A 25,950-nucleotide genomic window follows, 5' to 3' on the forward strand; every position below is an offset into this window, starting at 1 on the left:
GCTTAGTGCGCCTTCATAGCATTACGGCTTTTCTGGCTGAAGAGATAGCCAACGCCAAGGATCGCAATCCAGACCGGGATCAGGTAGACGGAAATCGCCATACCCGGCGTGATCAGCATGATCACCAGCACGCCCGCCATAAACAGCAGGCAAATCCAGTTACCCAGCGGATAGAGCAGGGCAGGGAAGCGCGTGGTGACGCCCTGCTGCTGCTTCGCGCGGCGGAACTTCATGTGCGCCAGGCTGATCATCGCCCAGTTGATGACCAGGGCAGAGACTACCAGCGCCATCAGCAGGCCAAACGCCGATTCCGGTGCCATGTAGTTAATCAGCACGCACAGCGCGGTCACGATGGCTGAAACAATGATGGTATTGACCGGCACGCCGCGTTTATCAACGTTGAGCAGCATCTTAGGCGCGTTGCCCTGCTGGGCCAGGCCGAACAGCATGCGGCTGTTGCAGTATACGCAGCTGTTATAAACGGAGAGCGCTGCGGTCAGCACCACGATGTTCAGGGCGTTTGCGACAAAGGTATCGCCCAGCTCGTGGAAGATGAGAACAAACGGGCTGGTGTCAGCGGTCACGCGCGTCCAGGGCAGCAGGGAGAGCAGCACGGCCAGCGAGCCCACATAGAAGATCAGGATGCGGTAGATAACCTGGTTAGTGGCTTTTGGAATGCTCTGCTCCGGATTGTCGGCTTCTGCGGCGGTGATGCCCACCAGCTCAAGGCCGCCGAAGGAGAACATAATGATCGCCATCATCATCACCAGACCGGTCATGCCGTGAGGCAGGAAGCCGCCCTGTTCCCAGAGGTTACGCACGGTGGCCTGCGGGCCGCCGTTGCCGCTGAACAGCAGCCAGCCGCCAAAGATGATCATCGCCACAACGGCAATGACTTTGATAATGGCAAACCAGAACTCCATCTCGCCGAACACTTTTACGTTGGTCAGGTTAATGGCGTTGATAATGACGAAGAAGGCTGCAGCAGACGCCCAGGTGGGGATCTCGGGATACCAGAACTGAATGTACTTCCCGACGGCGGTAAGCTCGGCCATAGCAACCAGAACGTACAGCACCCAGTAGTTCCAGCCGGAGGCAAAACCCGCGAAGCTGCCCCAGTATTTATAGGCAAAGTGGCTAAACGAGCCTGCGACCGGCTCTTCAACGACCATTTCGCCAAGCTGGCGCATGATCAGAAAAGCGATGAAACCCGCAATCGCGTAACCCAAAATAATACCCGGACCGGCTGACTGGATAACGGATGCGCTGCCCAGAAACAGGCCGGTACCAATCGCACCGCCCAGTGCGATGAGCTGTATATGGCGGTTTTTAAGTCCGCGCTTTAGCTGATCGCCGTGCTGTTGAGCTTCCATTTGAAACCTCGTGTGTGGTTGTTATGTTCACGCTGTGCGTGTGTAATTATGAAAGTCCATATTCTGTATTTATTTCTTTACGGTTAAACAAACCGAAAAAAGCGGAGATGACTTCCGTACGCGCAAGAATAGTGGTAAGCGCCTGCGAATGCACCTGCTTTATGAAGGGATGCTGACCACTTGAATAAAAAGAAAGCATTTGTAAATCGGCCCGCTTATTCTTCCTAACCCAACCTATAGAATAGAAATGCTTATTAAGTGGGCGAATTTTCATTATTTGCCATGTTGAATCGCTTCAGATTGCAAAACCCCTCGTTTCATTATGGTTAAAACTCCCTCTTTGGGAGTAATCAACTCATTTGTGCAAAGTTACATTTCTGAAACGTTATTTCTGTAAGGTTGTTAAAATGTGCAGGGTTTACTGATTTCAATCAAAACCAATATGGACAGAAGGTGAATACTTTGTTACTTTAGCGATACGAACTAGAAATTGGTAAGACCAATTGACTCCGGGCAAAAAGGCGTAAGACAGGGAATATGGCCTACAGCAAAATTCGCCAACCAAAACTATCTGATGTGATTGAGCAGCAGCTGGAGTTTTTAATCCTCGAAGGGACTCTGCGCCCGGGTGAGAAACTTCCGCCAGAACGCGAGCTGGCAAAACAGTTCGACGTTTCACGTCCCTCTCTGCGTGAGGCGATTCAACGCCTCGAAGCAAAGGGCTTGCTGCTTCGTCGCCAGGGCGGCGGAACCTTTGTGCAAAACAGCCTGTGGCAGAGCTTCAGCGATCCGCTGGTAGAACTTCTCTCTGACCACCCAGAATCCCAGTTTGACCTGCTTGAGACCCGTCACGCGCTTGAAGGTATTGCGGCCTATTACGCCGCCCTTCGCAGCACTGATGAAGATCGTGTGCGTATCCGCGAACTGCATCAGGCCATTGAACGGGCACAGCAGTCCGGCGATTTAGACGCCGAGTCCAGCGCCGTCGTCCAGTATCAAATCGCCGTCACCGAAGCAGCACACAACGTGGTGCTCCTCCATCTGCTACGCTGCATGGAGCCGATGCTGGCCCAGAACGTTCGTCAGAATTTTGAATTGTTGTATGCCCGTCGGGAGATGCTCCCACTGGTAAGCAACCATCGCACCCGAATATTCGAGGCGATAATGGCCGGGGAGCCGGAGCAGGCGCGCGAAGCGTCGCACCGTCACCTGGCTTTCATTGAGGAAATCTTGCTGGACCGCAGCCGTGAACAATCGCGTCGCGAACGTTCATTACGCCGCATACAGCAACGAAAGGATTAAGCGCCAGGTACTTTTAGAGCGCGGCAACTAAACGCAGAACCTGTCTTATTGTGTTCTTGCCCAAGAGCACAATGGGACAGGTTCCAGACAAATCAACGTATTAGATAGATAAGGAATACCCCCATGTCAGAACGTCTCCAAAATGACGTGGATCCGATCGAAACTCGCGACTGGCTACAGGCGATCGAATCGGTCATCCGTGAAGAAGGTGTTGAGCGCGCTCAGTATCTGATTGATCAGCTGCTTTCTGAAGCCCGCAAAGGCGGCGTGAAGGTTGCTTCAGGTGCAGGGGCTAGCAACTACGTAAACACGATTGCCGTTGAAGACGAACCGGAATACCCGGGCAATCTGGATCTGGAACGTCGTATCCGTTCTGCAATCCGCTGGAACGCCATCATGACCGTTCTGCGCGCGTCCAAGAAAGACCTGGAGCTGGGTGGCCACATGGCGTCCTTCCAGTCTTCTGCAACCGTTTACGAAGTGTGCTTCAACCACTTCTTCCGTGCAGCGAACGAGAAAGACGGCGGCGATCTGGTGTACTTCCAGGGCCACATCTCTCCGGGCATCTATGCACGTGCATTCCTGGAAGGTCGTCTGACTGAAGAGCAGATGAACAACTTCCGTCAGGAAGTTCACGGTAAAGGTCTGTCTTCTTATCCGCACCCTAAACTGATGCCTGAATTCTGGCAGTTCCCGACCGTATCTATGGGTCTGGGTCCAATCGGTGCGATCTATCAGGCTAAATTCCTGAAGTACCTGGAACACCGTGGTCTGAAAGACACCTCTGAGCAGACCGTTTACGCCTTCCTGGGCGACGGCGAAATGGATGAGCCAGAATCTAAAGGTGCGATCACCATCGCGACCCGTGAGAAGCTGGACAACCTGTGCTTCATCATCAACTGTAACCTGCAGCGTCTGGATGGTCCGGTAACCGGTAACGGCAAGATCATCAACGAACTGGAAGGCATCTTCGCGGGTGCTGGCTGGAACGTAATCAAAGTGATGTGGGGCGGTCGTTGGGATGAGCTGCTGCGTAAAGATACCAGCGGTAAACTGATCCAGCTGATGAACGAAACCGTTGACGGCGACTACCAGACCTTCAAATCCAAAGACGGTGCCTACGTGCGTGAGCACTTCTTCGGCAAATATCCTGAAACCGCCGCGCTGGTTGCAGACTGGACTGATGAGCAGATCTGGGCCCTGAACCGCGGTGGTCACGATCCGAAGAAAGTCTACGCTGCACTGAAAAAAGCGCAGGAAACCAAAGGTAAAGCGACTGTAATCCTGGCCCACACCATCAAAGGTTACGGCATGGGTGATACCGCAGAAGGTAAAAACATCGCTCACCAGGTTAAGAAAATGAACATGGACGGCGTGCGTTACATCCGCGACCGTTTCAACGTTCCAGTGACCGATGAGCAGGTAGAAAACCTGTCTTACATCACCTTCCCGGAAGGTTCTGAAGAGCACAAGTACCTGCACGAACGTCGTCAGGCGCTGAAAGGCTACCTGCCTGCTCGTCAGCCTAACTTCACCGAGAAGCTGGAACTGCCAGCGCTGGAAGACTTCTCTCAGCTGCTGGAAGAGCAGAACAAAGAGATCTCTACCACCATCGCTTTCGTTCGTGCCCTGAACGTGATGCTGAAGAACAAGTCGATCAAAGATCGTCTGGTTCCAATCATTGCCGACGAAGCGCGTACTTTCGGTATGGAAGGTCTGTTCCGTCAGATCGGTATCTACAGCCCGAACGGCCAGCAGTACACCCCGCAGGACCGTGAGCAGGTTGCATACTACAAAGAAGACGAGAAAGGTCAGATTCTGCAGGAAGGTATCAACGAGCTGGGCGCAGGCGCATCCTGGCTGGCTGCTGCGACCTCTTACAGCACCAACAACCTGCCGATGATCCCGTTCTACATTTACTACTCCATGTTCGGGTTCCAGCGTATCGGTGACCTGTGCTGGCAGGCAGGCGACCAGCAGGCTCGCGGCTTCCTGATCGGTGGTACTTCTGGTCGTACGACTCTGAACGGTGAAGGTCTGCAGCACGAAGATGGCCACAGCCACATTCAGTCTCTGACTATCCCTAACTGTATCTCTTACGACCCGTCTTACGCGTACGAAGTGGCGGTCATCATGCATGACGGTCTGCAGCGCATGTACGGTGAAGCGCAAGAGAACATTTACTACTACATCACCACCCTGAACGAAAACTACCACATGCCGGCAATGCCGGAAGGTGCCGAGGAAGGTATCCGTAAAGGTATCTACAAACTCGAAACCCTCGAAGGTAGCAAAGGTAAAGTTCAGCTGCTGGGCTCCGGTTCTATCCTGCGTCACGTGCGTGAAGCAGCGCAGATCCTGGCGAAAGACTACGGTGTGGGTTCCGACGTGTACTCTGTGACCTCCTTCACTGAACTGGCGCGTGATGGCCAGGATTGTGAGCGCTGGAACATGCTGCACCCAATGGAAACCCCACGCGTTCCGTACATCGCTCAGGTGATGAACGACGCGCCAGCGGTGGCGTCTACTGACTATATGAAACTGTTCGCTGAGCAGGTTCGTACTTACGTTCCGGCTGATGATTATCGCGTACTGGGTACTGACGGCTTCGGTCGTTCTGACAGCCGCGAAAACCTGCGTCACCACTTCGAAGTTGATGCTTCTTACGTGGTTGTAGCAGCACTGGGCGAACTGGCTAAACGTGGCGAAATCGATAAGAAAGTGGTTGCGGACGCAATTACCAAATTCAACATCGATGCAGAAAAAGTTAACCCGCGTCTGGCGTAAGAGGTAAAAGAATAATGGCTATCGAAATCAATGTACCGGACATCGGGGCTGATGAAGTTGAAATCACCGAGATCCTGGTCAAAGTAGGCGACAAAGTTGAAGCTGAACAGTCGCTGATCACCGTAGAAGGCGACAAAGCCTCTATGGAAGTCCCGTCTCCTCAGGCTGGCATCGTTAAAGAGATCAAAGTCTCTGTTGGCGATAAAACCGAGACCGGCAAACTGATCATGATTTTCGATTCCGCCGACGGTGCAGCAGCTGCTGCACCTGCGCAGGAAGAGAAGAAAGAAGCCGCTCCGGCCGCCGCTGCTCCAGCAGCTGCCGCGAGCGCGAAAGAAGTCAACGTGCCTGACATCGGCGGTGACGAAGTTGAAGTGACCGAAATCCTGGTGAAAGTAGGCGACACCGTTGCGGCCGAGCAGTCTCTGATCACCGTAGAAGGCGATAAAGCCTCTATGGAAGTGCCAGCGCCGTTCGCCGGTACCGTTAAAGAGATCAAGATCAACACCGGTGACAAAGTGTCTACCGGGTCGCTTATCATGATCTTCGAAGTGGCGGGTGCTGCCCCAGCTGCCGCGCCTGCACAGGCCGCTGCTCCGGCTCCGGCTGCTGCACCAGCAGCTGCTGGCGGCGCGAAAGACGTTAACGTTCCGGACATCGGCGGTGACGAAGTTGAAGTGACCGAAGTGATGGTGAAAGTGGGCGACAAAGTTGCCGCTGAACAGTCACTGATCACCGTTGAAGGCGACAAAGCTTCTATGGAAGTGCCAGCGCCGTTCGCCGGTACCGTTAAAGAGATCAAAATCAGCACCGGCGACAAAGTCTCTACCGGATCTCTGATCATGGTCTTCGAAGTGGAAGGCGCTGCGCCTGCCGCAGCTCCGGCTGCCGCGGCTGCTCCAGCACCGGCTGCTGCACCGGCTCAGGCTGCTAAACCAGCGGCTGCCCCTGCTGCGAAAGCGGAAGGCAAATCTGAGTTCGCTGAAAACGACGCTTACGTCCACGCCACCCCGCTGATTCGTCGCCTGGCGCGCGAGTTCGGTGTGAACCTGGCGAAAGTGAAAGGCACGGGCCGTAAGGGTCGTATCCTGCGCGAAGACGTTCAGACCTACGTGAAAGACGCGGTGAAACGTGCCGAAGCTGCACCAGCTGCAGCCGCTGGCGGCGGTATCCCGGGCATGCTGCCATGGCCGAAAGTGGACTTCAGCAAGTTCGGCGAAATCGAAGAAGTGGAGCTGGGCCGTATCCAGAAAATCTCTGGTGCGAACCTGAGCCGTAACTGGGTGATGATCCCGCACGTTACGCACTTCGACAAAACCGATATCACCGACCTGGAAGCGTTCCGTAAACAGCAGAACGCCGAAGCTGAGAAGCGTAAGCTGGACGTGAAGTTCACCCCAGTGGTCTTCATCATGAAAGCCGTTGCCGCTGCCCTTGAGCAGATGCCACGCTTCAACAGCTCCCTGTCCGAAGACGGCCAGAAGCTGACGCTGAAGAAATACATCAACATCGGTGTTGCGGTAGATACGCCAAATGGTCTGGTTGTTCCGGTCTTCAAAGACGTGAACAAGAAGAGCATTACCGAGCTGTCCCGTGAACTGACCACCATCTCCAAAAAAGCGCGTGATGGTAAGCTGACTGCCGGCGAAATGCAGGGCGGCTGCTTCACTATCTCCAGCATCGGCGGCCTGGGTACCACCCACTTCGCGCCGATTGTTAACGCGCCGGAAGTGGCTATCCTCGGTGTGTCCAAGTCCGCGATGGAGCCGGTGTGGAATGGCAAAGAGTTCGTGCCGCGTCTGATGATGCCAATCTCTCTGTCCTTCGACCACCGCGTGATCGACGGTGCTGATGGTGCGCGTTTCATCACCATCATCAACAACACCCTGAGCGACATTCGCCGCCTGGTGATGTAACCGAAAAGCCGGCCGCTCGGCCGGCTTTTTTCTGATAACCTCATGGGGTTTATGAGGTTATGGGTGAAAGCGATAATTCGTGAGCCGTTTGTTGTTTCAAAATTGTTAACAATTTTGTAAAATACGGGCGGATAGAACGACCCGGTGGACGACGGGTATAAATTAAGAGGTCATGATGAGCACAGAAATCAAAACTCAGGTCGTAGTACTTGGGGCAGGCCCAGCAGGTTACTCCGCAGCATTCCGCGCAGCGGATTTAGGTCTGGAAACCGTCATCGTAGAACGTTACAGCACCCTCGGCGGTGTTTGTCTGAACGTCGGCTGTATCCCTTCTAAAGCGCTGCTGCACGTAGCGAAAGTTATCGAAGAAGCCAAAGCGCTGGCTGAACACGGTATCGTCTTCGGCGAGCCGAAAACCGATATCGACAAGATTCGTACCTGGAAAGAGAAAGTTATCACTCAGCTGACCGGCGGTCTGGCGGGTATGGCCAAAGGCCGTAAAGTGAAAGTGGTAAACGGTCTGGGTAAATTCACCGGTGCGAACACCCTGGAAGTGGAAGGCGAAAACGGCAAAACCGTGATCAACTTCGACAACGCGATCATCGCGGCAGGCTCTCGCCCAATCGAACTGCCATTCATTCCACATGAAGATCCACGCGTGTGGGATTCCACCGATGCCCTGGAGCTGAAAACCGTTCCTAAGCGTCTGCTGGTTATGGGCGGCGGTATCATCGGTCTGGAAATGGGTACCGTGTACCATGCGCTGGGTTCAGACATTGACGTGGTTGAAATGTTCGACCAGGTTATCCCGGCTGCCGACAAAGACATCGTTAAAGTCTTCACCAAGCGCATCAGCAAGAAATTCAACCTGATGCTGGAAACCAAAGTGACTGCCGTTGAAGCGAAAGAAGACGGTATTTACGTTTCCATGGAAGGCAAAAAAGCGCCATCCGAACCGCAGCGTTACGACGCCGTGCTGGTGGCTATCGGCCGCGTGCCGAACGGTAAAAACCTCGACGCGGGCAAAGCTGGCGTGGAAGTGGACGACCGTGGCTTTATTCGCGTTGACAAGCAGCTGCGCACTAACGTGCCGCACATCTTTGCTATCGGCGATATCGTCGGTCAGCCAATGCTGGCGCACAAAGGTGTTCACGAAGGTCACGTTGCCGCTGAAGTTATCGCCGGCATGAAACACTACTTCGATCCGAAAGTGATCCCATCTATCGCGTACACCGAGCCAGAAGTTGCATGGGTCGGTCTGACCGAGAAAGAAGCGAAAGAGAAAGGCATCAGCTACGAAACTGCCACCTTCCCGTGGGCTGCTTCTGGCCGTGCTATCGCGTCTGACTGCGCAGATGGTATGACCAAACTGATCTTCGACAAAGAAACTCACCGCGTTATCGGTGGTGCCATTGTCGGTACCAACGGCGGCGAGCTGCTGGGTGAAATCGGTCTGGCTATCGAAATGGGCTGCGACGCGGAAGACATCGCGCTGACCATCCACGCTCACCCAACTCTGCACGAGTCCGTGGGCCTGGCGGCTGAAGTGTTTGAAGGTAGCATCACCGACCTGCCAAACGCGAAAGCGAAGAAGAAATAAGTTTCTTCAGATGAAAAAAGCGGCCAGAGGCCGCTTTTTTTATGCGCTGCGTTCAGGGGGTAACGAGCTGCCAGGTTTTATCCGGGTGGTATGCAGTAAGAGCCTGCGCTTTCTGCGCTGAATCGCTGCCGAGATCGGACTGATACACCTTGTCGTCCTGGTTTATCACAAAGCTCATTACGCCGGTCTGACCATAGCTGACCGGCCAGGCCACCATCGCGAAACCGTTATTATCCGGGAGGATGCGGAAGCGATAACCATGGTAACCCGCACCCGGCTCTTTCGGACTGAACGCCGGACCAAGCGGGCTTGGCGCTTCGCCAGGCGAAACGGGCCAGTACAGACCGTCCTTCTTCCCTTCAGAGCTGACAATCTTTTGCGCGTATTTCTGGTTCATCGCAAAATAGCTTTGCTGCGCATCCACGTAGGCATGCAGGGCTTCAATGGCGGCGAGCTCGTTGCGCCCAATTTCGCGGGTCAGGATCTCCTCGGCGCCTTCTTTGATGTCAAACTGCCAGCCGGAGGCGGTTTTGACCACCGGGATGGGAAGCTGCCAGCCGCTGTCGCCGACCACAAGATGCGCCGTATCCCCTTCGACAACGGTATTATGACGGACTTTCCAGTCACGCAGAAAGCGATCGACCGCATCAGGATCAACGCCTTCAGGCGGCAGAAAATCGCGCCAGTTTTCGCCGAGCAGATTGTTCATGGCGCTTTCGTTTTGCTCGCTGATGGCGCTTGCCAGCGCGTTGGTTGCCTGGTCTGGCGAGCTGAAGGATTGCTGCGCCATAGCGGCCGCCGAGACCATGAACAATACTATTCCACTGAGTAAGTTACGTTTCATGTCGGCTCCCTTAACGATGACGGAATTCACGGTGTTCAGCGCGTTCGCCAGAGAGCTGGCGCGGCTGATGTTGACGAGCAGCGAGCTGCCGGCTTTGCGCACCGCGCTGCTGCTGGGCTTGCCAGTTACCGGAGCGGCTGTCGTTGCCGCTCAGCGCATTGGCGCGATGCAGCCTGGCTGGCTGTTGTACCGTCTGTGAAGCCCGCTTCTCCTGTCTGTGCGCCGCAGTCTGGTGATTTTCACGCTGCGGTGCACTCGCGCGTTTTACGGTCTGCGGCCTGGTGTCATACCCACGATAGTTATTGCGCTGCGAAATCTGCTTTAACTGCTGCGTCGAGGCCAGACGCTGAGCATCTCGCGTGCCCGCGTGCGGGAAGGTTTTCCCCGTTGATTTTTCCATCTGACTGAGCGCGGCCTGGCGCTGGCTGTCGCGATTAACCGGCTTTTGCTGCGTTGCGCTTAGCCCGGTGGCTGTATTTGTGGAGTGGAAACGGTTAGCCAGCTGGTTATTCGGGTAGGGGACGCCCTCACGGTAGGCCGGGTTGTGCTGCCATGTGCGATCGATATCGGTGAGATGCTGTCCGCTGATTCTGTTGAAGTTATCAACGTTAATATTGATGTTGTTATCACCGTTGTGGTTGTAGCCGCCGTGATTATCCCAGTCGTCATGGTGATGATCCCAGTCATCGTCATCATCCCAGTCGATATTGCTGAAAATGGCGTAGGTGGTTGCGACCCCGAGGCTGAAACCTAAGCCTTTGACCAGGCTGTCGGTGAACTGCTCGCCGGGGGAGGGCGGGAGATACACCGGCGGGTAAGTGGTGTTGGGCCAGGTACCGTAAACCGTATTCGGGTTATAGGTGGGAACGTAAACCACCTGCGGATCGGCAGATTCAATTTTAATGACCGTCGGATTGCTGGTTGCTTCCGTTACCGTTGTTGATGTTGTTTTTGCCGGTGCGGGCTTCGTGACGGTGGTAACCGTCTGCTGCGGCGTGGATTGCAGTGCACCCGCCTGTTGCGCCAGCAGGCGCAACCGTTGTACCGAATCCATCACGTCTTTCGGCTGCGCGAGGAATGCATCCCCCAGGTTTTGTACCCACGGCGGGTTTTCACCCATCAGCGACATCAGCTGAGGAAATGCGACCAGCGATTTCACGCTGGGGTCCCACGGCTGATTGGCTACCGCCTGAATGGCGGCATCACCCTGCATTTTAGGGTTGTCCTTTGACCACTGCGCCGCCTGGATAACGTTAGACGGGTAGGTTGACGCCATTAAAATCTGCGACAGGAGGGCATCTGGATAAAGTGCTACAGGGGCAACCCACTGATCGATTTGCGCGGCAGTGTAGGTTGGCGCGACAACAGGGGCGGGCTGGGCTGCAGCAGGCGCCGGTGCAGCTGGCTGTTGTGTAACGGGCGCCGGCGAAGCGGGCTCCGTTGCGCGGCTTTGGACAAACATGACGCCTGAGGCGGCAAACAGCCCGGCACTGCACATAAGGACGAGCAGATGTGGCTTAAAGGGCAACTTCATAAAATGACTCCAACGAGACAAGCGCTGTGCCGTGAGGCGTTACGGTTGGCGTGAGTATTATTCACCCGCCTTTTACTTTTTTGACTTTTATTGGGAAGCGTTCAATACGTCCGGATAAAGAGTGTGAGTATTTATTACGCAATTATATGCGATGCGGGAAAAACCGCAGGGAATTCAGAAGGCCGCTCTTACGAGCGGCCAGCAGCTAGTTGCCGAGGTTGACGACAAACAGCACCGTGATGTCGGATATGTTCCAGCCACCGTGCAGTGCGGTTAGCAGTAAACCGATCGCAACGATCAGCGCAGTGATTCGCATCTCCATTGCATGCGTTCCTGTACAGGCTACGCGGGTTCATTCTCCACCGGGAAAGGCAGAACCAGGCAAATGAGTACATTGCCGCGTAGGTAACGGAACTGCTTCCGGGCCCGGTGACTGGTTGCTACACCAGCGAAGCAGGCCGGGAGCAACAGTATTACAGCCGAAATGGACTGAAAATAGGTGAAATGCAGTTTCATCCTTTTTCATTCGAAACTGGATGGCAGCTCGTAAACATAAAATATGTGCTTGCGGATCTGCATACACAGGAGCATTATTCATGCCGAGTGCATTGCCGCAAATCTGCCAACCCGGTGTGCTACCACCGCAAGGCAACAAATAAACCGCTACCAGGCGGTTTTTTTGTCCCCAAAATTCGTCTCGTTTCTCCGCTACACCAGCTTAACGATTCAGCAAATTTTTTAATGTTGCTTTTTTGTAAACAGATTAACACTGTGCAGAAATCCTGCTATGCTGCCCGACGCGGTATCGGGCATTTACCCTACAAACTGCTGTCTCACAGGAGCGTGAAGAGAACGCCCGCCGCATATGACAATGAGAGCGAGGAGAACCGTCGTGCTAGAAGAATACCGTAAGCACGTAGCAGAACGTGCCGCCGAGGGAATTGTACCCAAACCTTTAGATGCAACCCAAATGGCCGCGCTCGTCGAGCTGCTGAAGAACCCGCCTAAGGGCGAAGAAGAATTCCTGTTAGATCTGCTGATCAACCGCGTACCGCCTGGCGTAGATGAAGCTGCCTACGTAAAAGCCGGATTCCTTGCTGCTATCGCCAAAGGCGAAGCCACCTCCCCACTGGTTACTCCTGAAAAAGCCATTGAACTGCTCGGCACCATGCAGGGTGGTTACAACATTCATCCGCTGATTGACGCGCTGGATAACGACAAGCTGGCACCGATTGCCGCTAAAGCGCTCTCTTCCACGCTGCTGATGTTCGATAACTTCTACGATGTCGAAGAAAAAGCCAAAGCGGGCAACGTCTATGCGAAGCAGGTGATGCAGTCCTGGGCTGATGCCGAATGGTTCCTGAACCGCCCAGCGCTGGCGGAAAAAATCACCGTGACCGTCTTTAAAGTGACCGGTGAGACCAACACCGATGACCTCTCTCCGGCGCCGGACGCGTGGTCTCGCCCTGATATTCCTCTGCACGCCCTGGCGATGCTGAAAAACGCCCGTGAAGGTATTGAGCCGGATCAGCCGGGCGTTGTTGGCCCGATCAAACAGATCGAAGCGCTTCAGAAGAAAGGTTTCCCGTTGGCCTATGTGGGTGACGTTGTTGGTACCGGCTCTTCCCGTAAGTCCGCGACCAACTCTGTGCTGTGGTTCATGGGCGACGACATTCCGCACGTGCCGAACAAGCGCGGCGGCGGCCTGTGCCTCGGCGGTAAAATTGCGCCAATCTTCTTCAACACCATGGAAGATGCGGGCGCGCTGCCAATTGAAGTGGATGTGAGCAATCTGAACATGGGCGACGTGATTGACGTCTACCCGTATAAAGGCGAAGTGCGCAACCACGAAACCAACGAGCTGCTGGCAAGCTTCGAGCTGAAAACCGACGTGCTGATCGACGAAGTGCGTGCCGGTGGCCGTATCCCGCTGATCATCGGCCGTGGCCTGACTACCAAAGCGCGTGAAGCGCTGGGTCTGCCGCACTCCGACGTTTTTCGTCATGCGAAAGACGTTGCGGAAAGCAGCCGCGGCTTCTCGCTGGCACAGAAAATGGTTGGCCGCGCATGCGGCGTAGCCGGTATCCGTCCCGGCGCGTACTGCGAGCCGAAGATGACCTCCGTGGGGTCTCAGGACACCACCGGACCAATGACCCGTGACGAACTGAAAGACCTGGCGTGCCTGGGCTTCTCTTCTGACCTTGTGATGCAGTCCTTCTGTCACACGGCGGCGTATCCGAAGCCGGTTGACGTGACCACGCACCACACGCTGCCAGACTTCATCATGAACCGCGGCGGTGTATCCCTGCGTCCGGGCGACGGCGTTATCCACTCCTGGCTTAACCGCATGCTGCTGCCGGATACCGTGGGTACCGGCGGTGACTCCCACACCCGTTTCCCAATCGGTATCTCCTTCCCGGCGGGCTCCGGTCTGGTGGCGTTTGCTGCTGCGACCGGCGTGATGCCGCTGGACATGCCGGAATCGGTGCTGGTGCGCTTCAAAGGCAAAATGCAGCCGGGCATCACCCTGCGCGACCTGGTTCACGCGATCCCGCTGTATGCGATTAAACAGGGCCTGCTGACCGTTGAGAAGAAAGGGAAGAAAAACATCTTCTCTGGCCGCATTCTGGAAATTGAAGGTCTGCCGGATCTGAAAGTGGAGCAGGCGTTCGAGCTGACCGATGCCTCTGCCGAGCGTTCTGCTGCGGGCTGTACCATCAAGCTGAACAAAGAGCCGATTATTGAGTATCTGACCTCCAACATCGTGCTGCTGAAGTGGATGATTGCGGAAGGCTACGGCGACCGTCGTACGCTGGAGCGTCGTATTCAGGGTATGGAGAAATGGCTGGCGGATCCGCAGCTGCTGGAAGCTGACGCAGACGCAGAGTACGCGGCGGTGATCGACATCGATCTGGCTGATATCAAAGAGCCAATCCTGTGTGCGCCGAACGATCCGGACGATGCGCGTCTACTCTCTGACGTGCAGGGCGATAAGATCGACGAAGTGTTCATCGGCTCCTGCATGACCAACATCGGCCACTTCCGTGCTGCCGGTAAGCTGCTGGATACCCACAAAGGCCAGCTGCCGACCCGCCTGTGGGTGGCGCCGCCAACCCGTATGGATGCGGCGCAGCTGACCGAAGAGGGCTACTACAGCGTGTTTGGTAAGAGCGGTGCGCGTATCGAAATCCCTGGCTGTTCCCTGTGTATGGGTAACCAGGCGCGCGTGGCCGACGGTGCGACGGTGGTCTCCACCTCTACCCGTAACTTCCCGAACCGTTTAGGTACCGGTGCGAACGTCTACCTGGCTTCTGCGGAGCTGGCGGCGGTTGCGGCGCTGATTGGCAAACTGCCAACGCCGGAAGAGTACCAGACCTTCGTGGCTCAGGTGGATAAGACGGCGGTGGATACCTATCGCTATCTGAACTTCGACCAGCTCTCTCAGTACACCGAGAAGGCCGACGGGGTTATCTTCCAGACGGCAGTATAAACAGCAAAACCGTCTCTACGAGACGGTTTTTAGTGTTTGCACACTCTCCCCGTGGGAGAGGGACGGGGTGAGGGCGTCAGGCCGCAGGGTCTTGCTCTCACCTTTTTATTTTCATTCCTCCCACCTCTCCCGCTTTTTTTCTTCCTCTCTGCTGCGATAATTACCCTAATGGCTTTGCAGAGGAAAACGCTATGGATTACGAATTTCTGCGCGACATCACCGGCGTGGTGAAAGTGCGTATGTCGATGGGGCACGAAGCCGTTGGACACTGGTTTAACGAAGAGGTGAAAGAGAACCTCGCGCTGCTGGATGAAGTCGAACAGGCGGCGAAGACGGTAAAAGGCAGTGAACGCTCCTGGCAACGCGCCGGGCATGAATACACCCTGTGGATGGATGGCGAAGAGGTCATGGTGCGCGCTAACCAGCTTGAGTTTTCAGGTGACGAGATGGAAGAGGGGATGAGCTACTACGACGAAGAGAGCCTGTCGCTGTGTGGCGTGGAGGACTTTCTTAAGGTAGTGACAGCCTATCGAAAATTTGTGGGTCAATCCTGAGCGAATTTAATCATTTCAGGGCCGGACGTCTGTGTCCGGCTTTTTTTTACCCTGGAATCCTTCCTTTGATTTTTATTAATCATTTAAAACTGTGATCTGGCGCGTTTGTGGAATTAATTTGATTGAATATAATCTTTATGATTTTATTTAATCACAGCATAACAACAGGCGGGAAGACCATGAACATCAAGAAGGCTATAGAGCGTGTACCCGGCGGCATGATGGTCGTGCCATTGGTGATCGGCGCCATTATCAATACTTTTGCCCCGCAAGCGCTTGAGATCGGTGGGTTTACCACCGCGCTATTTAAACATGGCGCTGCGCCACTGATTGGTGCCTTCCTGCTCTGCATGGGGGCGGGAATTAGCGTGAAGGCTGCGCCACAGGCGCTGTTACAGGGCGGTACGATTACGCTCACCAAGCTCCTGGTTGCCATTGCCATTGGCCTCGGAGTGGAACAGCTTTTCGGTGCAGAAGGGATCTTTGGCTTAAGCGGCGTGGCGATCATCGCTGCGATGAGTAACTCGAATGGCGGGCTTTACGCCGCGCTGGTTGGTGAATTTGGTAACGAGCGTGATGTGGGAGCGATCTCCATCCTGTCTCTGAACGACGGGCCGTTCTTTACGATGATTGCGCTGGGCGCTGCGGGGATGGCGAACATTCCGATCATGGCGCTGGTCGCGGTGCTGGTGCCGCTGGTGGTGGGGATGATTCTGGGTAACCTCGATCCCAACATGCGCGACTTTCTGACCAAAGGGGGGCCGCTGCTGATCCCGTTCTTCGCTTTTGCTTTGGGCGCGGGGATCAACCTTGAAATGCTGCTGCAGGGCGGGCTGGCGGGTATTCTGCTCGGCGTGCTGACCACCTTTATCGGCGGTTTCTTTAATATTCGTGCCGACCGTCTGGTGGGCGGAACCGGTATTGCGGGGGCTGCGGCGTCCAGTACCGCCGGAAACGCTGTGGCCACGCCACTGGCAATTGCCCAGGCCGATCCCTCGCTGGCGGAGGTAGCCGCCGCGGCTGCACCGCTGATTGCTGCATCGGTGATCACAACGGCGATCCTGACGCCTGTTCTGACCTCGTGGGTTGCGAAGAAACAAGCGCGTCAGGTTGCTGAGGAGAAAAAAGCATGAAGATGCTCGTTATCGCCGACGACTTTACTGGCTCTAACGATACCGGCGTACAACTGGCAAAGAAGGGCGCACGCACGGAAGTGATGTTAACGCCGGATCAAAAACCGTCGCGTCGCGCTGATGTGCTGGTGATCAACACGGAAAGCCGCGCTATGCCAGCAGCACAGGCCGGGAAAGCGGTAGCGCAGGCGTTATCGCAATGGTGCGATGGAAATGTACTCCCGTTGATTTATAAGAAAATCGACTCCACTTTTCGCGGCAACGTGGGTGCTGAAGTCATGGCGGCAATGCGGGCTGCAAACCGGACGCTGGCAGTGATCGCGGCGGCTATCCCCGCAGCCGGACGCACCACACGCAACGGATTGTGTCTGGTTAATGGTACGCCACTGCTGGAGACCGAATTCGCCAGCGATCCGAAAACCCCCATTATCTCCTCGCGTATTGCGGCGTTGATCGCGTTGCAAAGCGATGTTCCGGTACATGAAGTGTTTCTCGAAGACGTTCGTCGGGGCCAACTCAGCGCACTGCTTACGGCTTTTGCCGCCGAGGGTGAATGCATGGTGGTGGTGGATGCGGTGGAAGACCGCGATCTGCTGCTGATTGCGCAGGCTATTTGTGAGCAAAAAGAGATGCCGCTATTGGTCGGCGCTGCCGGGCTGGCGAATGCGCTACCGGCCAGGATGTTCATGCAGGAAAAGCAGGATCTTCCGGTACTGGTAGTGGCGGGCTCAATGAGCGAAGCCACGCGCCGGCAGGTTGAAAAAGCGCTCTGCCAGGCACGCGCCAGCGTCGTGGATATCAATGCATCGCGGCTGGTTTCGGCACAGGCCGAGCAGGAGATGGCTGCGGTAGTGGAGCAGGCTTGTGCGCTGCTGAGTCGCCAGCAGCACACCATTTTACGTACCAGCCGGAGCGCGGACGATAGGCAGACGATCGACGAGCTGTGTAGTCAGGCAGGAGTAAGCCGCCAACAGCTCGGCGGGATGCTTAGCGAACGCCTGGGGATGATTACGCTGCGCATTATTGAGCAGGCTCGTATTGGTGGACTGTTCCTGACCGGAGGGGATATCGCCACCGCGGTTGCCAGCGCGCTTGGGGCAGAAGGCTATCGCATTCAAGGTGAAGTGGCGCCCTGTATTCCCTGTGGGACTTTCGTAAACAGTGAAATCGACGATCTGCCGGTTATCACTAAAGCAGGCGGATTCGGTTCAGACAGCACCCTTTGTGATGCGCTTTATTTTATTGAGGAGATGTACAGTGGTAACTAAAACAATTGCGATTACGATGGGCGACCCGGCGGGCATCGGTCCGGAAATTATTGTCAAAGCGCTTTGTGACGACGAGCTTAATGGTGCCCCGCTTGTGGTGGTGGGATGTCTCCAGACCCTGAGACATCTGCAGGGCAAAGGGCTGGCGGAAGGTGTCACCTTCCGCGCGATTGCCGACGTCGCGGAGGCGCGATATACGCCAGGCGTGATCCACGTCATCGACGAACCGCTTGCCCAGCCAGACGCGCTTGAACCGGGTAAAGTGCAGGCCCAGGCGGGCGATCTCGCCTACCGCTGCGTGAAGAGGGCGACAGAAATGGCGATGAAAGGAGACGTACACGCCATCGCTACCGCACCGCTTAATAAAGAGGCGCTACATCTGGCCGGACACAATTATCCGGGGCATACCGAACTGCTGGCGGCGCTGACTGAAAGCCGTGATTACGCAATGGTTCTCTACACCGACAAGCTGAAGGTCATCCATGTCTCGACCCACATTGCGCTGCGCAAGTTCCTCGATACGCTGAATGGTCAGCGCGTTGAGACGGTCATCGGCATCGCGGATCGCTTCCTGAAACGCGTCGGCTTCGCCCAGCCGCGCATTGCCGTAGCCGGCGTAAATCCCCATGCGGGCGAAAACGGTCTGTTTGGCGATGAAGAAATACGCATTGTATCGCCAGCTATCGAAAACATGAAAGCGAAGGGAATCGATGTTTACGGTCCCTGTCCGCCGGACACCGTATTTTTACAGGCGTACGAGGGGCAATATGACATGGTCGTGGCGATGTACCACGACCAAGGACATATTCCGCTCAAACTGCTTGGCTTCTATGATGGGGTGAATATTACGGCTGGTCTGCCGTTCATCCGTACTTCTGCCGATCATGGAACCGCGTTTGATATAGCCTGGACGGGAAAAGCAAAATCTGAGAGCATGGCCGTATCGATTAAACTGGCAATGCAACTGGCGTAATTTCCTGTTATGAAAGGGCAACACCGTCTGGATAAGATTGTGGCGTATTTGAAAAATCATACGCTGGTGACCGTGGAACAGCTGGTGGATGCGGTAGATGCATCACCTGCAACGATACGACGGGATCTGATCAAACTGGATGAGCAGGGCGTGATCAGCCGCAGCCACGGCGGTGTTGCTCTGAAACGCTTTGAACCTGCTCAGCCTACAACCAATGAAAAGCAGTTACGATCGCCGGCGGAAAAGCGGGCGATTGCGCGTTTTGCCGCCTCGATGGTTCAGGCGGGCGACGCTGTGGTGCTTGATGCCGGCACGACCATGCTGGAGCTGGCAAAATGCCTGACTCATCTCCCGCTCAGGGTGATCACCGTCGATCTGCATATCGCTCTGTTTTTATCCGAGTTCCGTCAGATTGAAGTCACCATAGTTGGCGGCCGAATTGATGACAGTAGCCAGTCCTGTATCGGCGAGTTTGGGCGCAAGATGCTACGTAGCGTCTATCCCGATATCGCCTTCATGAGCTGTAACAGCTGGAGCGTGGAAAATGGCGTGACTACCCCGACGGAAGAAAAGGCAGGACTGAAGCAGGAGATTATCGCTAACGCTCAGCGCAAGATCTTACTGGCGGACAGCAGCAAATATGGCGCTCACTCGCTGTTCAACGTTGCTCCGCTGAGCCGCTTCACTGATATTATTACCGATGTGAGTTTGCCTCTGCCCGTTCAGGCCGATCTAAAAGCGCAATCCGTTGCCCTTACGTTAGTACAGCCTGAACTTTAACGATATCGCTATCCGAAACGTCGTTACACGGCCGGAATGTTGCGGCCGTAGTAGATTTCGCGCATCTCTTTCCAGAGCAGGTCGGTGATGACCTTGCGCTCTTCTTCACTTAAATCTTCCGGCCTGGTGTGGAACATGTAGTGCTTAAGGTCGAACTCTTTAAGCATCATCTTGGTATGGAAGATGTTTTCCTGGTACACGTTCACGTCCATCATGTCATACAGCGATTTCATGTCCTCGGACATAAAGTTCTGAATGGAGTTGATCTCGTGGTCGATGAAGTGCTTCATGCCGTTGATATCACGGGTAAAACCGCGCACGCGATAATCAATCGTGACGATGTCGGATTCCAGCTGGTGGATTAAATAGTTCAGCGCGTTCAGCGGGGAAATTACGCCGCAGGTCGACACCTCAATATCCGCACGGAACGTGCACAGCCCGCCTTCCGGGTGGCTTTCCGGGTAGGTGTGAACGCAGATATGGCTTTTGTCCAGGTGGGCGACGACCACTTCCGGCAGCGGTCCCGGGTGTTCAGTTTTGTCGATAAGCTGCGGGTCGACCGGCTCTTCGCTGACCAGAATGGTCACGCTGGCACCCTGAGGTTCATAATCCTGTCGGGCGATATTCAGAATATTGGCACCGATGATCGAGCAGGTTTCTGAGAGGATCTCGGTCAGACGGTTGGCGTTGTAGAGTTCATCGATATAGGCGATGTAACCATCGCGTTCTTCCGCTGTTTTGGCATAGCAGATATCGTAAATACAAAAACTCAGGCTTTTAGTCAGGTTGTTAAAGCCATGTAGTTTAAGCTTTTTCAATTAGCTCACCCCCTTAGTGGATAATGCGTCTTGCAGGTACTGCGGCAGAGCAAACGCTGCGGTATGAATAGCCGGGTTGTAGTACCGACACGTGAGGCCGGCCTGATGGAAGCGGGCCTGGATAATTTCTGTAGAGAGATGGCGCAGCACGTCGTTATCCGTCGCCCAGGCAAAGGTCATGATCCCGCCGTAGTACGTCGGAATGGCCGCCTGATAGAAGCTGACGTCGCCGAAATAGGTGCTCAGCTTACGATGGCTGTCGAGGGCTTCATCCTGCTGCAGGAAGCAGACGCCATTTTGTGCGACGAAGATACCGCCGGGGTTCAGGCAGCGCTTGCAGCCTTCGTAGAACGAGGAGGTAAACAGCGACGCGCCGGGGCCGATGGGGTCGGTACAGTCAGAGATAATCACGTCGAAGGTCTGCGCGGTCTGGTTAACGAAGTTAACGCCGTCGTCAATGACCAGCTTGAAGCGCGGATCGTCATAGCTACCGGCATTGTGGTTAGGCAGATACTGACGGCAGAACGAGACCACGCCCGCATCGATCTCCACCATGGTGATGGTTTCAATGGACCGATGACGGGACACCTCGCGCAGCATTGCGCCGTCGCCGCCGCCGATAATCAGAACATGCTTTGCGTGTCCATGGGCCAGCAGCGGAACGTGGGTCATCATCTCATGATAGATAAACTCGTCGCGCTCGGTCGTTTGCACTACGCCGTCCAGCGCCATCACGCGGCCAAAGGCGGCGTTTTCGAAGATGATGAGATCCTGGTGATCCGTTTTCTCATGATAGAGCACGTTATCAACGGCAAAGTACTGACCAAACTGGTCATGCAGTGTTTCATGCCACAACGTGTGGTCGGCCATACGCGGACTCCTCCTTTGTTAACATCCGTAACGCTCACAAAAATGAGCGAAACATGATAGCTAACTATAACCGTGGTTGCACGGTTATAGGTTGAACAGGGGCGTCGGGAAGGTTATTTCACGTAGGCGAGCAGGCTGAGCGAATCGCGGGCCAGCGCTTTGCATTTTTTAGCCGTGGGAATGCCAATACCGCTCAAGTCGCGGTAGCTGTCTTCACCGAGCGCCTTCATGTCAAAGCTGTCGTAGTTGCTGAGATCCCACTGGTTCTGCTGGGCGAAAAAGACCAGCGCGCGGCGAATTTGCCCGTTGGGTAAATTCTGGTAGCCACAATCATTTTTCAGGAATACAAAAACCGCCGTTAAATCGGCCATATCTTCCGCTTCATTTTCACTGAGCGCATAGCTGTTCGCACATATTGCCATCAGGCTTCCGAACAAAATTGTCCTGAAAAACGTCTTCATTGCTTCTACCACTTCTTCACGGAAAATTAACGTTAGCACACTTGATGCCAGTGCGACGATCTTTATTATTGCCGCTTTACTTGACCTTCCGGTAAGGGGAGGGTTTATGCTCAAAAGATCGCCTGCTGGAAATAAGGAAATGAACATGCAACGTCGTGATTTTTTAAAGTATTCCGCTGTGCTGGGGGCTGCCAGCGCATTACCACTCTGGAGCCGCGCGGTTTTTGCGGCTGAAAGGCCTGCCTTACCCATCCCTGACTTACTGACCGCAGACGCCCGTAGCCGTATTCAGCTCGTTGTTCAGTCCGGTAAAACCGCCTTCGGCGGGCACAGTGCCACAACCTGGGGCTACAACGGCAATCTGCTCGGCCCGGCGTTGCAGCTACGCAAAGGGAAGGCGGTAACGGTGGATATCCACAATACGCTTGCGGAGGAGACGACGCTGCACTGGCACGGGCTGGAAGTGCCGGGCGAGGTGGACGGCGGACCGCAGGGCATCATCAAAGCGGGTGGTACGCGCAGCGTCACCTTTACCCCTGACCAGCGTGCAGCGACCTGCTGGTTCCACCCGCATCAGCATGGTAAAACGGGCCATCAGGTAGCGATGGGGCTGGCGGGGCTGGTGCTGATTGAAGACGATGAAAGCCGCCTGCTGCGCCTGCCGAAACAGTGGGGCATCGACGACGTGCCGGTGATTGTGCAGGACAAAAAATTTAGCGCGGACGGGCAGATTGACTACCAGCTGGACGTGATGAGCGCGGCGGTCGGCTGGTTTGGCGATACGCTGCTGGCCAACGGCGCGATCTACCCGCAGCATGCCGCCCCGAAGGGCTGGCTGCGCCTGCGCCTGCTTAACGGCTGTAACGCGCGTTCGCTGAATTTTGCCGCCAGCGACAAACGGCCGCTGTATGTGGTCGCAAGCGACGGCGGCCTTCTGCCGGAGCCGGTGAAGGTGAGCGAGCTGCCGATGCTGATGGGCGAACGCTTCGAAGTGCTGGTAGACATCAGCGACGGCAAGCCGTTTGACCTGGTGACCCTGCCGGTCAGCCAGATGGGGATGGCCGTGGCGCCGTTTGATAAACCGCATCCGGTGCTGCGCATTCAGCCGCTACAGGTCACGGCATCCGGTACGCTGCCGGACACCTTAGCCGCGCTGCCTGCCCTCCCGTCGCTGGAGGGGCTTACGCAACGCAAGCTTCAGCTCTCCATGGATCCGATGCTCGATATGATGGGCATGCAGGCGCTGATGAAGAAGTACGGCAATCAGGCGATGGCGGGGATGCACCACGGCCAGATGATGGGCCATATGAATATGGACCACGGTAAAATGGGCGGTATGGATCACGGCGGTCACGGGTTCGATTTCCACAACGCCAACAAGATCAACGGCAAAGCGTTCGATATGAACACGCCGATGTTTGCCGCCACGAAGGGGCAGTTTGAGCGCTGGGTGATTTCCGGCGAAGGCGACATGATGCTGCACCCGTTCCACATCCACGGCACGCAGTTCCGCATTCTCTCTGAAAACGGTAAAGCGCCGGACGCACATCGCGCGGGCTGGAAAGATACGGTGAGGGTGGAAGGCGGCGTCAGCGAGGTGCTGGTGAAGTTTGACCACGAAGCGCCTAAAGAGTTTGCCTATATGGCGCACTGTCATCTGCTGGAGCATGAAGATACGGGGATGATGCTGGGGTTCACGGTATAAAGCAGCTCGGCCTGATGCCCTCACCCTAACCCTCTCCCACGGGGAGAGGGAACAAACACAAAAACGGCAACCGAAGTTGCCGTTTTGCTTTTATTTTGCGTCGTCCGGCAACGCATACGCGACAATATAGTCGCCCATCTTCGTGCCAAACGAGCCGTGACCACCCGCAGAGATGACAACGTACTGCTTGCCATTCACTTCATAGGTCATCGGCGTTGCCTGTCCACCGGCCGGCAGACGGCCTTGCCACAGTTTCTCACCGTTGGTCATGTTGTACGCGCGCAGGTAGTTATCTGCGGTCGCCGCGATGAACAGCACGTTACCGGCGGTGGAGATAGGGCCGCCCAGCATTGGCATACCCATATTGAACGGCACCGGAACCGGCATCGGGAACGGCATGCTGTCCTGTGGTGTACCAATACGTTTTTTCCAGACGATCTGGTTGGTTTTCAGATCCAGACCGGAGATGTAACCCCAGGCCGGCTGTTTACACGGCAGACCAAACGGAGACAGGAACGGGTTCAGGGTCACGCCAAACGGTACGCCATACTGCGGCTGGATACCGGCTTCGGTACCGCTTCCTTTCGCGTCTTTCGGCTGCTCCATCGGGTTACCCGGACCGCGAGGGATCAGACGGGAAACGAACGGCAGCGCCATTGGGTTGGCAATCGCCACCTGACGGTTAGGGTCGACGGAGATACCGCCCCACTCGAACATCCCCAGGTTGCCCGGGAAGACCAGCGTGCCTTGCTCAGACGGCGGCGTAAAAATGCCTTCATAGCGCAGCTGATGGAACATCACGCGGCACACCAGCTGGTCAAACATGGTGGCACCCCACATGTCAGCACCGCTGAGGTCTTTCTTCGGACGGAAGCTCAGGTCAGAGAACGGCTGGGTTTTGCTGACGTAATCGCCTTTAGCCGCACCCTGCGGAACCGGTTTTTCCGGGGCAGGCACAACCAGTTTACCGTTGCTGCGATCCAGTACGAAGATGTTGCCAGTCTTGGCCGGAGCGTAAATGACCGGTACGGTTTTGCCGTTAACGGTAATGTCCGCCAGCGTCGGCTGGGACGGCATATCCATATCCCACAGATCGTGGTGAACGGTCTGGTAGCTCCACGCCAGCTTACCGGTGGTGGCGTTCAGTGCCAGGATAGCGCTCGCATAGCGTTCCTGCTCCGGCGTGCGGTTACCGCCCCAGATATCCGGCGTGGATACGCCCATTGGCAGATAGACCAGGTCCAGCTTCGCGTCATACGCGGCAGGCGCCCAGGAGTTTGGCGAGTTGAAGGTAAAGGTGTGCTCGTCCGATGGGATCGCGTTTGGATCTTTCGCGCCCGGGTCGAAGGCCCACAGCAGTTTACCGGTGTTCACGTCAAAACCGCGGATGACGCCGGAGGTTTCACGCGTGGAGAAGTTATCCGTTACCGAACCGGCAATCACGATGGTTTTATCGGTGATGATTGGCGGCGAGGTTGGCTCATACAGACCCGGCGTGGTGTCCGGCATGTTGGTCTGCAGGTTCAGGATACCTTTGTTGGCGAAGGTTTCGCACAGCTTGCCCGTTTCGGCGTTGATGGCGAACAGACGGCCATCGTTCACCGGCAGCATAATGCGGCGAGGACAGTCGGCAATGACTTCCGGGCTGGCATTATCGGCACGCGCTTCGTGGTAAGAGACGCCACGGCAGGTGACATGCTGGAAGGACGGATTGGAGTTCAGCTGTGGATCAAAGTGCCATTTCTCTTTACCGGTGGCCGCGTCGAGCGCGAACAGACGCTGGTGCGCCGTACACAGGTAGAGCATGTTGCCCACTTTAATCGGGGTCACTTCGTTGGTCAGCTCGCCAGGATCGTTCGGCATTTTCAGGTCGCCGGTACGGAATACCCAGGCTTCCTTCAGGTTTTTCACGTTGTCCGCGTTGATCTGCTTCAGTGGGGAGTAACGTTGACCTTCCTGGTTACGGCCATAGGCCGGCCAGTCACCGTCCGCCACCTGCGAGATAGCCGCCGCAGGCGTGGATTCCGCGTTCAGCGTACCGTTGATCTCCTGCGGGTCGTTAAAGCCGGCCCAGGTGAGAATGCCGCCGCTGATTAACAGCGCTACCACCAGCGCCGCAACGGCACCGCTGGAAGGGACAATCAGGCGACGCCAGACAAACGGCAGGATCAGCCAGATACCGAAGAAGACCAGGATGTCGCTGCGCGGGGTCAGGGCCCAGAAGTCGAAACCGACTTCCCAGACGCCCCAGATCATCGTGGCGAGGAGCAGCGCGGCATACAGCCACAGTGCGGATTGTTTTCTACGCCAGAGCAGGACGGTTACGCCAAGCATAACCAGGCCCGCAATCGGGTAGTACCAGGAGCCGCCGATCGCGACCAGCCAGACGCCACCGATTAACAGGTACAGGCCGCAGAAGGCGGCGAATAGCGCTGTTAGTGTCACCAGTAGACGCGGCTGTTTAGAGTTTGTTTCAGCCATAGAAAGTGTACTCGTCAGTTTTTGTTAATAATTTGCTAGCAACTAATTATAGGTATTAACA

The 25,950-nt window shown here is 55.6% G+C and carries 19 protein-coding genes; 11 read left to right on the top strand and 8 right to left on the bottom strand.

All coding sequences use genetic code 11. The features are described 5' to 3' along the window. Window positions 1-2 precede the first annotated feature (2 nt). Both aroP and UTO39_RS10650 read right to left on the bottom strand, forming a co-directional pair. Window positions 3-1,373, bottom strand: coding sequence for an aromatic amino acid transporter AroP (gene aroP / locus UTO39_RS10645; protein WP_061099216.1), 1,371 nt, complete (start codon window positions 1,371-1,373; stop codon window positions 3-5). Between the two features lie 46 nt (window positions 1,374-1,419). Continuing rightward, window positions 1,420-1,647 (bottom strand): hypothetical protein, encoded by a 228-nt coding sequence (locus tag UTO39_RS10650; protein WP_080442035.1) that lies wholly within the window; start codon window positions 1,645-1,647, stop codon window positions 1,420-1,422. Window positions 1,648-1,910: 263 nt separating this feature from the next. Between UTO39_RS10650 and pdhR the strand changes: the two genes are divergently transcribed. From pdhR to lpdA, 4 genes are all read left to right on the top strand, one after another. Further along, complete coding sequence (gene pdhR / locus UTO39_RS10655) at window positions 1,911-2,675, top strand: pyruvate dehydrogenase complex transcriptional repressor PdhR (protein ID WP_014882565.1); 765 nt, start codon at window positions 1,911-1,913, stop codon at window positions 2,673-2,675. 123 nt (window positions 2,676-2,798) lie between these two features. Further along, entirely contained in the window at window positions 2,799-5,462 is a 2,664-nt protein-coding gene (gene aceE / locus UTO39_RS10660) for a pyruvate dehydrogenase (acetyl-transferring), homodimeric type (RefSeq protein WP_061099215.1), read from the top strand. A gap of 14 nt (window positions 5,463-5,476) precedes the next feature. Next, window positions 5,477-7,378 (top strand): pyruvate dehydrogenase complex dihydrolipoyllysine-residue acetyltransferase, encoded by a 1,902-nt coding sequence (gene aceF, locus UTO39_RS10665; RefSeq protein WP_061099214.1) that lies wholly within the window; start codon window positions 5,477-5,479, stop codon window positions 7,376-7,378. A 175-nt stretch (window positions 7,379-7,553) separates the two neighbouring features. Further along, window positions 7,554-8,978, top strand: coding sequence for a dihydrolipoyl dehydrogenase (gene lpdA / locus UTO39_RS10670; RefSeq protein WP_023332094.1), 1,425 nt, complete (start codon window positions 7,554-7,556; stop codon window positions 8,976-8,978). Window positions 8,979-9,030: 52 nt separating this feature from the next. On the opposite strand, the gene UTO39_RS10675 is transcribed toward lpdA, so the two are convergent. Next, on the bottom strand, window positions 9,031-9,822 hold the full coding sequence (locus UTO39_RS10675; RefSeq protein WP_320727144.1) for a DUF2950 family protein: 792 nt from the start codon (window positions 9,820-9,822) through the stop codon (window positions 9,031-9,033). A gap of 10 nt (window positions 9,823-9,832) precedes the next feature. Next, window positions 9,833-11,356 (bottom strand): DUF3300 domain-containing protein, encoded by a 1,524-nt coding sequence (locus tag UTO39_RS10680; RefSeq protein WP_320727145.1) that lies wholly within the window; start codon window positions 11,354-11,356, stop codon window positions 9,833-9,835. Between the two features lie 892 nt (window positions 11,357-12,248). Here UTO39_RS10680 and acnB point away from each other — a divergent pair. The 6 genes from acnB to UTO39_RS10710 all read left to right on the top strand — a co-directional run bounded on the left by acnB (window position 12,249) and on the right by UTO39_RS10710 (window position 19,554). Beyond that, window positions 12,249-14,846 carry a bifunctional aconitate hydratase 2/2-methylisocitrate dehydratase gene (gene acnB / locus UTO39_RS10685; RefSeq protein WP_320727146.1) on the top strand — a complete coding sequence of 866 codons (2,598 nt, stop codon included), beginning with the start codon at window positions 12,249-12,251 and terminating at the stop codon, window positions 14,844-14,846. A gap of 191 nt (window positions 14,847-15,037) precedes the next feature. Further along, window positions 15,038-15,400, top strand: a complete 363-nt coding sequence (gene yacL / locus UTO39_RS10690) for a protein YacL (protein WP_061099211.1) — start codon at window positions 15,038-15,040, stop codon at window positions 15,398-15,400. A gap of 179 nt (window positions 15,401-15,579) precedes the next feature. After that, on the top strand, window positions 15,580-16,533 hold the full coding sequence (locus UTO39_RS10695) for a 2-keto-3-deoxygluconate permease 1 (protein ID WP_061099210.1): 954 nt from the start codon (window positions 15,580-15,582) through the stop codon (window positions 16,531-16,533). Next, window positions 16,530-17,801, top strand: coding sequence for a D-threonate kinase (gene dtnK, locus UTO39_RS10700; protein WP_320727147.1), 1,272 nt, complete (start codon window positions 16,530-16,532; stop codon window positions 17,799-17,801). The genes UTO39_RS10695 and dtnK overlap by 4 nt, the downstream gene beginning before the upstream one ends. After that, window positions 17,791-18,774, top strand: coding sequence for a D-threonate 4-phosphate dehydrogenase (locus UTO39_RS10705; protein WP_320727148.1), 984 nt, complete (start codon window positions 17,791-17,793; stop codon window positions 18,772-18,774). The genes dtnK and UTO39_RS10705 overlap by 11 nt, the downstream gene beginning before the upstream one ends. 9 nt (window positions 18,775-18,783) lie before the next feature. After that, window positions 18,784-19,554 (top strand): DeoR/GlpR family DNA-binding transcription regulator, encoded by a 771-nt coding sequence (locus UTO39_RS10710; protein WP_320727149.1) that lies wholly within the window; start codon window positions 18,784-18,786, stop codon window positions 19,552-19,554. A 23-nt stretch (window positions 19,555-19,577) separates the two neighbouring features. Here the strand turns inward: UTO39_RS10710 and speD are convergent, their stop codons facing one another. From speD to UTO39_RS10725, 3 genes are all read right to left on the bottom strand, one after another. Then, window positions 19,578-20,372 carry an adenosylmethionine decarboxylase gene (speD, locus tag UTO39_RS10715; protein WP_061099206.1) on the bottom strand — a complete coding sequence of 265 codons (795 nt, stop codon included), beginning with the start codon at window positions 20,370-20,372 and terminating at the stop codon, window positions 19,578-19,580. Further along, complete coding sequence (speE, locus tag UTO39_RS10720; RefSeq protein ID WP_266179253.1) at window positions 20,373-21,242, bottom strand: polyamine aminopropyltransferase; 870 nt, start codon at window positions 21,240-21,242, stop codon at window positions 20,373-20,375. Between the two features lie 113 nt (window positions 21,243-21,355). After that, window positions 21,356-21,703, bottom strand: a complete 348-nt coding sequence (locus tag UTO39_RS10725) for a YacC family pilotin-like protein (RefSeq protein WP_219288984.1) — start codon at window positions 21,701-21,703, stop codon at window positions 21,356-21,358. Between the two features lie 145 nt (window positions 21,704-21,848). On the opposite strand from UTO39_RS10725, the gene cueO reads away from it, so the two are divergent. Continuing rightward, entirely contained in the window at window positions 21,849-23,408 is a 1,560-nt protein-coding gene (gene cueO / locus UTO39_RS10730; RefSeq protein WP_061099204.1) for a multicopper oxidase CueO, read from the top strand. Window positions 23,409-23,498: 90 nt separating this feature from the next. Here the strand turns inward: cueO and UTO39_RS10735 are convergent, their stop codons facing one another. Next, entirely contained in the window at window positions 23,499-25,889 is a 2,391-nt protein-coding gene (locus UTO39_RS10735) for a glucose/quinate/shikimate family membrane-bound PQQ-dependent dehydrogenase (RefSeq protein ID WP_253540736.1), read from the bottom strand. Between the last annotated feature and the right edge of the window lie 61 nt (window positions 25,890-25,950).

Source organism: Enterobacter sp. 118C5 (genome assembly GCF_034107645.1).
In the GTDB taxonomy this organism is placed as follows: domain Bacteria; phylum Pseudomonadota; class Gammaproteobacteria; order Enterobacterales; family Enterobacteriaceae; genus Enterobacter; species Enterobacter nematophilus.

What these genes read in the sequence shown, in the direction of transcription:
- aroP (WP_061099216.1), bottom strand. Translation starts at nt 1,373, where the DNA reads ATGGAAGCTCAACAGCACGGCGATCAGCTAAAGCGCGGACTTAAAAAC.
- UTO39_RS10650 (WP_080442035.1), bottom strand. Translation starts at nt 1,647, where the DNA reads ATGAAAATTCGCCCACTTAATAAGCATTTCTATTCTATAGGTTGGGTT.
- pdhR (WP_014882565.1), top strand. Translation starts at nt 1,911, where the DNA reads ATGGCCTACAGCAAAATTCGCCAACCAAAACTATCTGATGTGATTGAG.
- aceE (WP_061099215.1), top strand. Translation starts at nt 2,799, where the DNA reads ATGTCAGAACGTCTCCAAAATGACGTGGATCCGATCGAAACTCGCGAC.
- aceF (WP_061099214.1), top strand. Translation starts at nt 5,477, where the DNA reads ATGGCTATCGAAATCAATGTACCGGACATCGGGGCTGATGAAGTTGAA.
- lpdA (WP_023332094.1), top strand. Translation starts at nt 7,554, where the DNA reads ATGAGCACAGAAATCAAAACTCAGGTCGTAGTACTTGGGGCAGGCCCA.
- UTO39_RS10675 (WP_320727144.1), bottom strand. Translation starts at nt 9,822, where the DNA reads ATGAAACGTAACTTACTCAGTGGAATAGTATTGTTCATGGTCTCGGCG.
- UTO39_RS10680 (WP_320727145.1), bottom strand. Translation starts at nt 11,356, where the DNA reads ATGAAGTTGCCCTTTAAGCCACATCTGCTCGTCCTTATGTGCAGTGCC.
- yacL (WP_061099211.1), top strand. Translation starts at nt 15,038, where the DNA reads ATGGATTACGAATTTCTGCGCGACATCACCGGCGTGGTGAAAGTGCGT.
- UTO39_RS10695 (WP_061099210.1), top strand. Translation starts at nt 15,580, where the DNA reads ATGAACATCAAGAAGGCTATAGAGCGTGTACCCGGCGGCATGATGGTC.
- dtnK (WP_320727147.1), top strand. Translation starts at nt 16,530, where the DNA reads ATGAAGATGCTCGTTATCGCCGACGACTTTACTGGCTCTAACGATACC.
- UTO39_RS10710 (WP_320727149.1), top strand. Translation starts at nt 18,784, where the DNA reads ATGAAAGGGCAACACCGTCTGGATAAGATTGTGGCGTATTTGAAAAAT.
- speE (WP_266179253.1), bottom strand. Translation starts at nt 21,242, where the DNA reads ATGGCCGACCACACGTTGTGGCATGAAACACTGCATGACCAGTTTGGT.
- UTO39_RS10725 (WP_219288984.1), bottom strand. Translation starts at nt 21,703, where the DNA reads ATGAAGACGTTTTTCAGGACAATTTTGTTCGGAAGCCTGATGGCAATA.
- cueO (WP_061099204.1), top strand. Translation starts at nt 21,849, where the DNA reads ATGCAACGTCGTGATTTTTTAAAGTATTCCGCTGTGCTGGGGGCTGCC.
- UTO39_RS10735 (WP_253540736.1), bottom strand. Translation starts at nt 25,889, where the DNA reads ATGGCTGAAACAAACTCTAAACAGCCGCGTCTACTGGTGACACTAACA.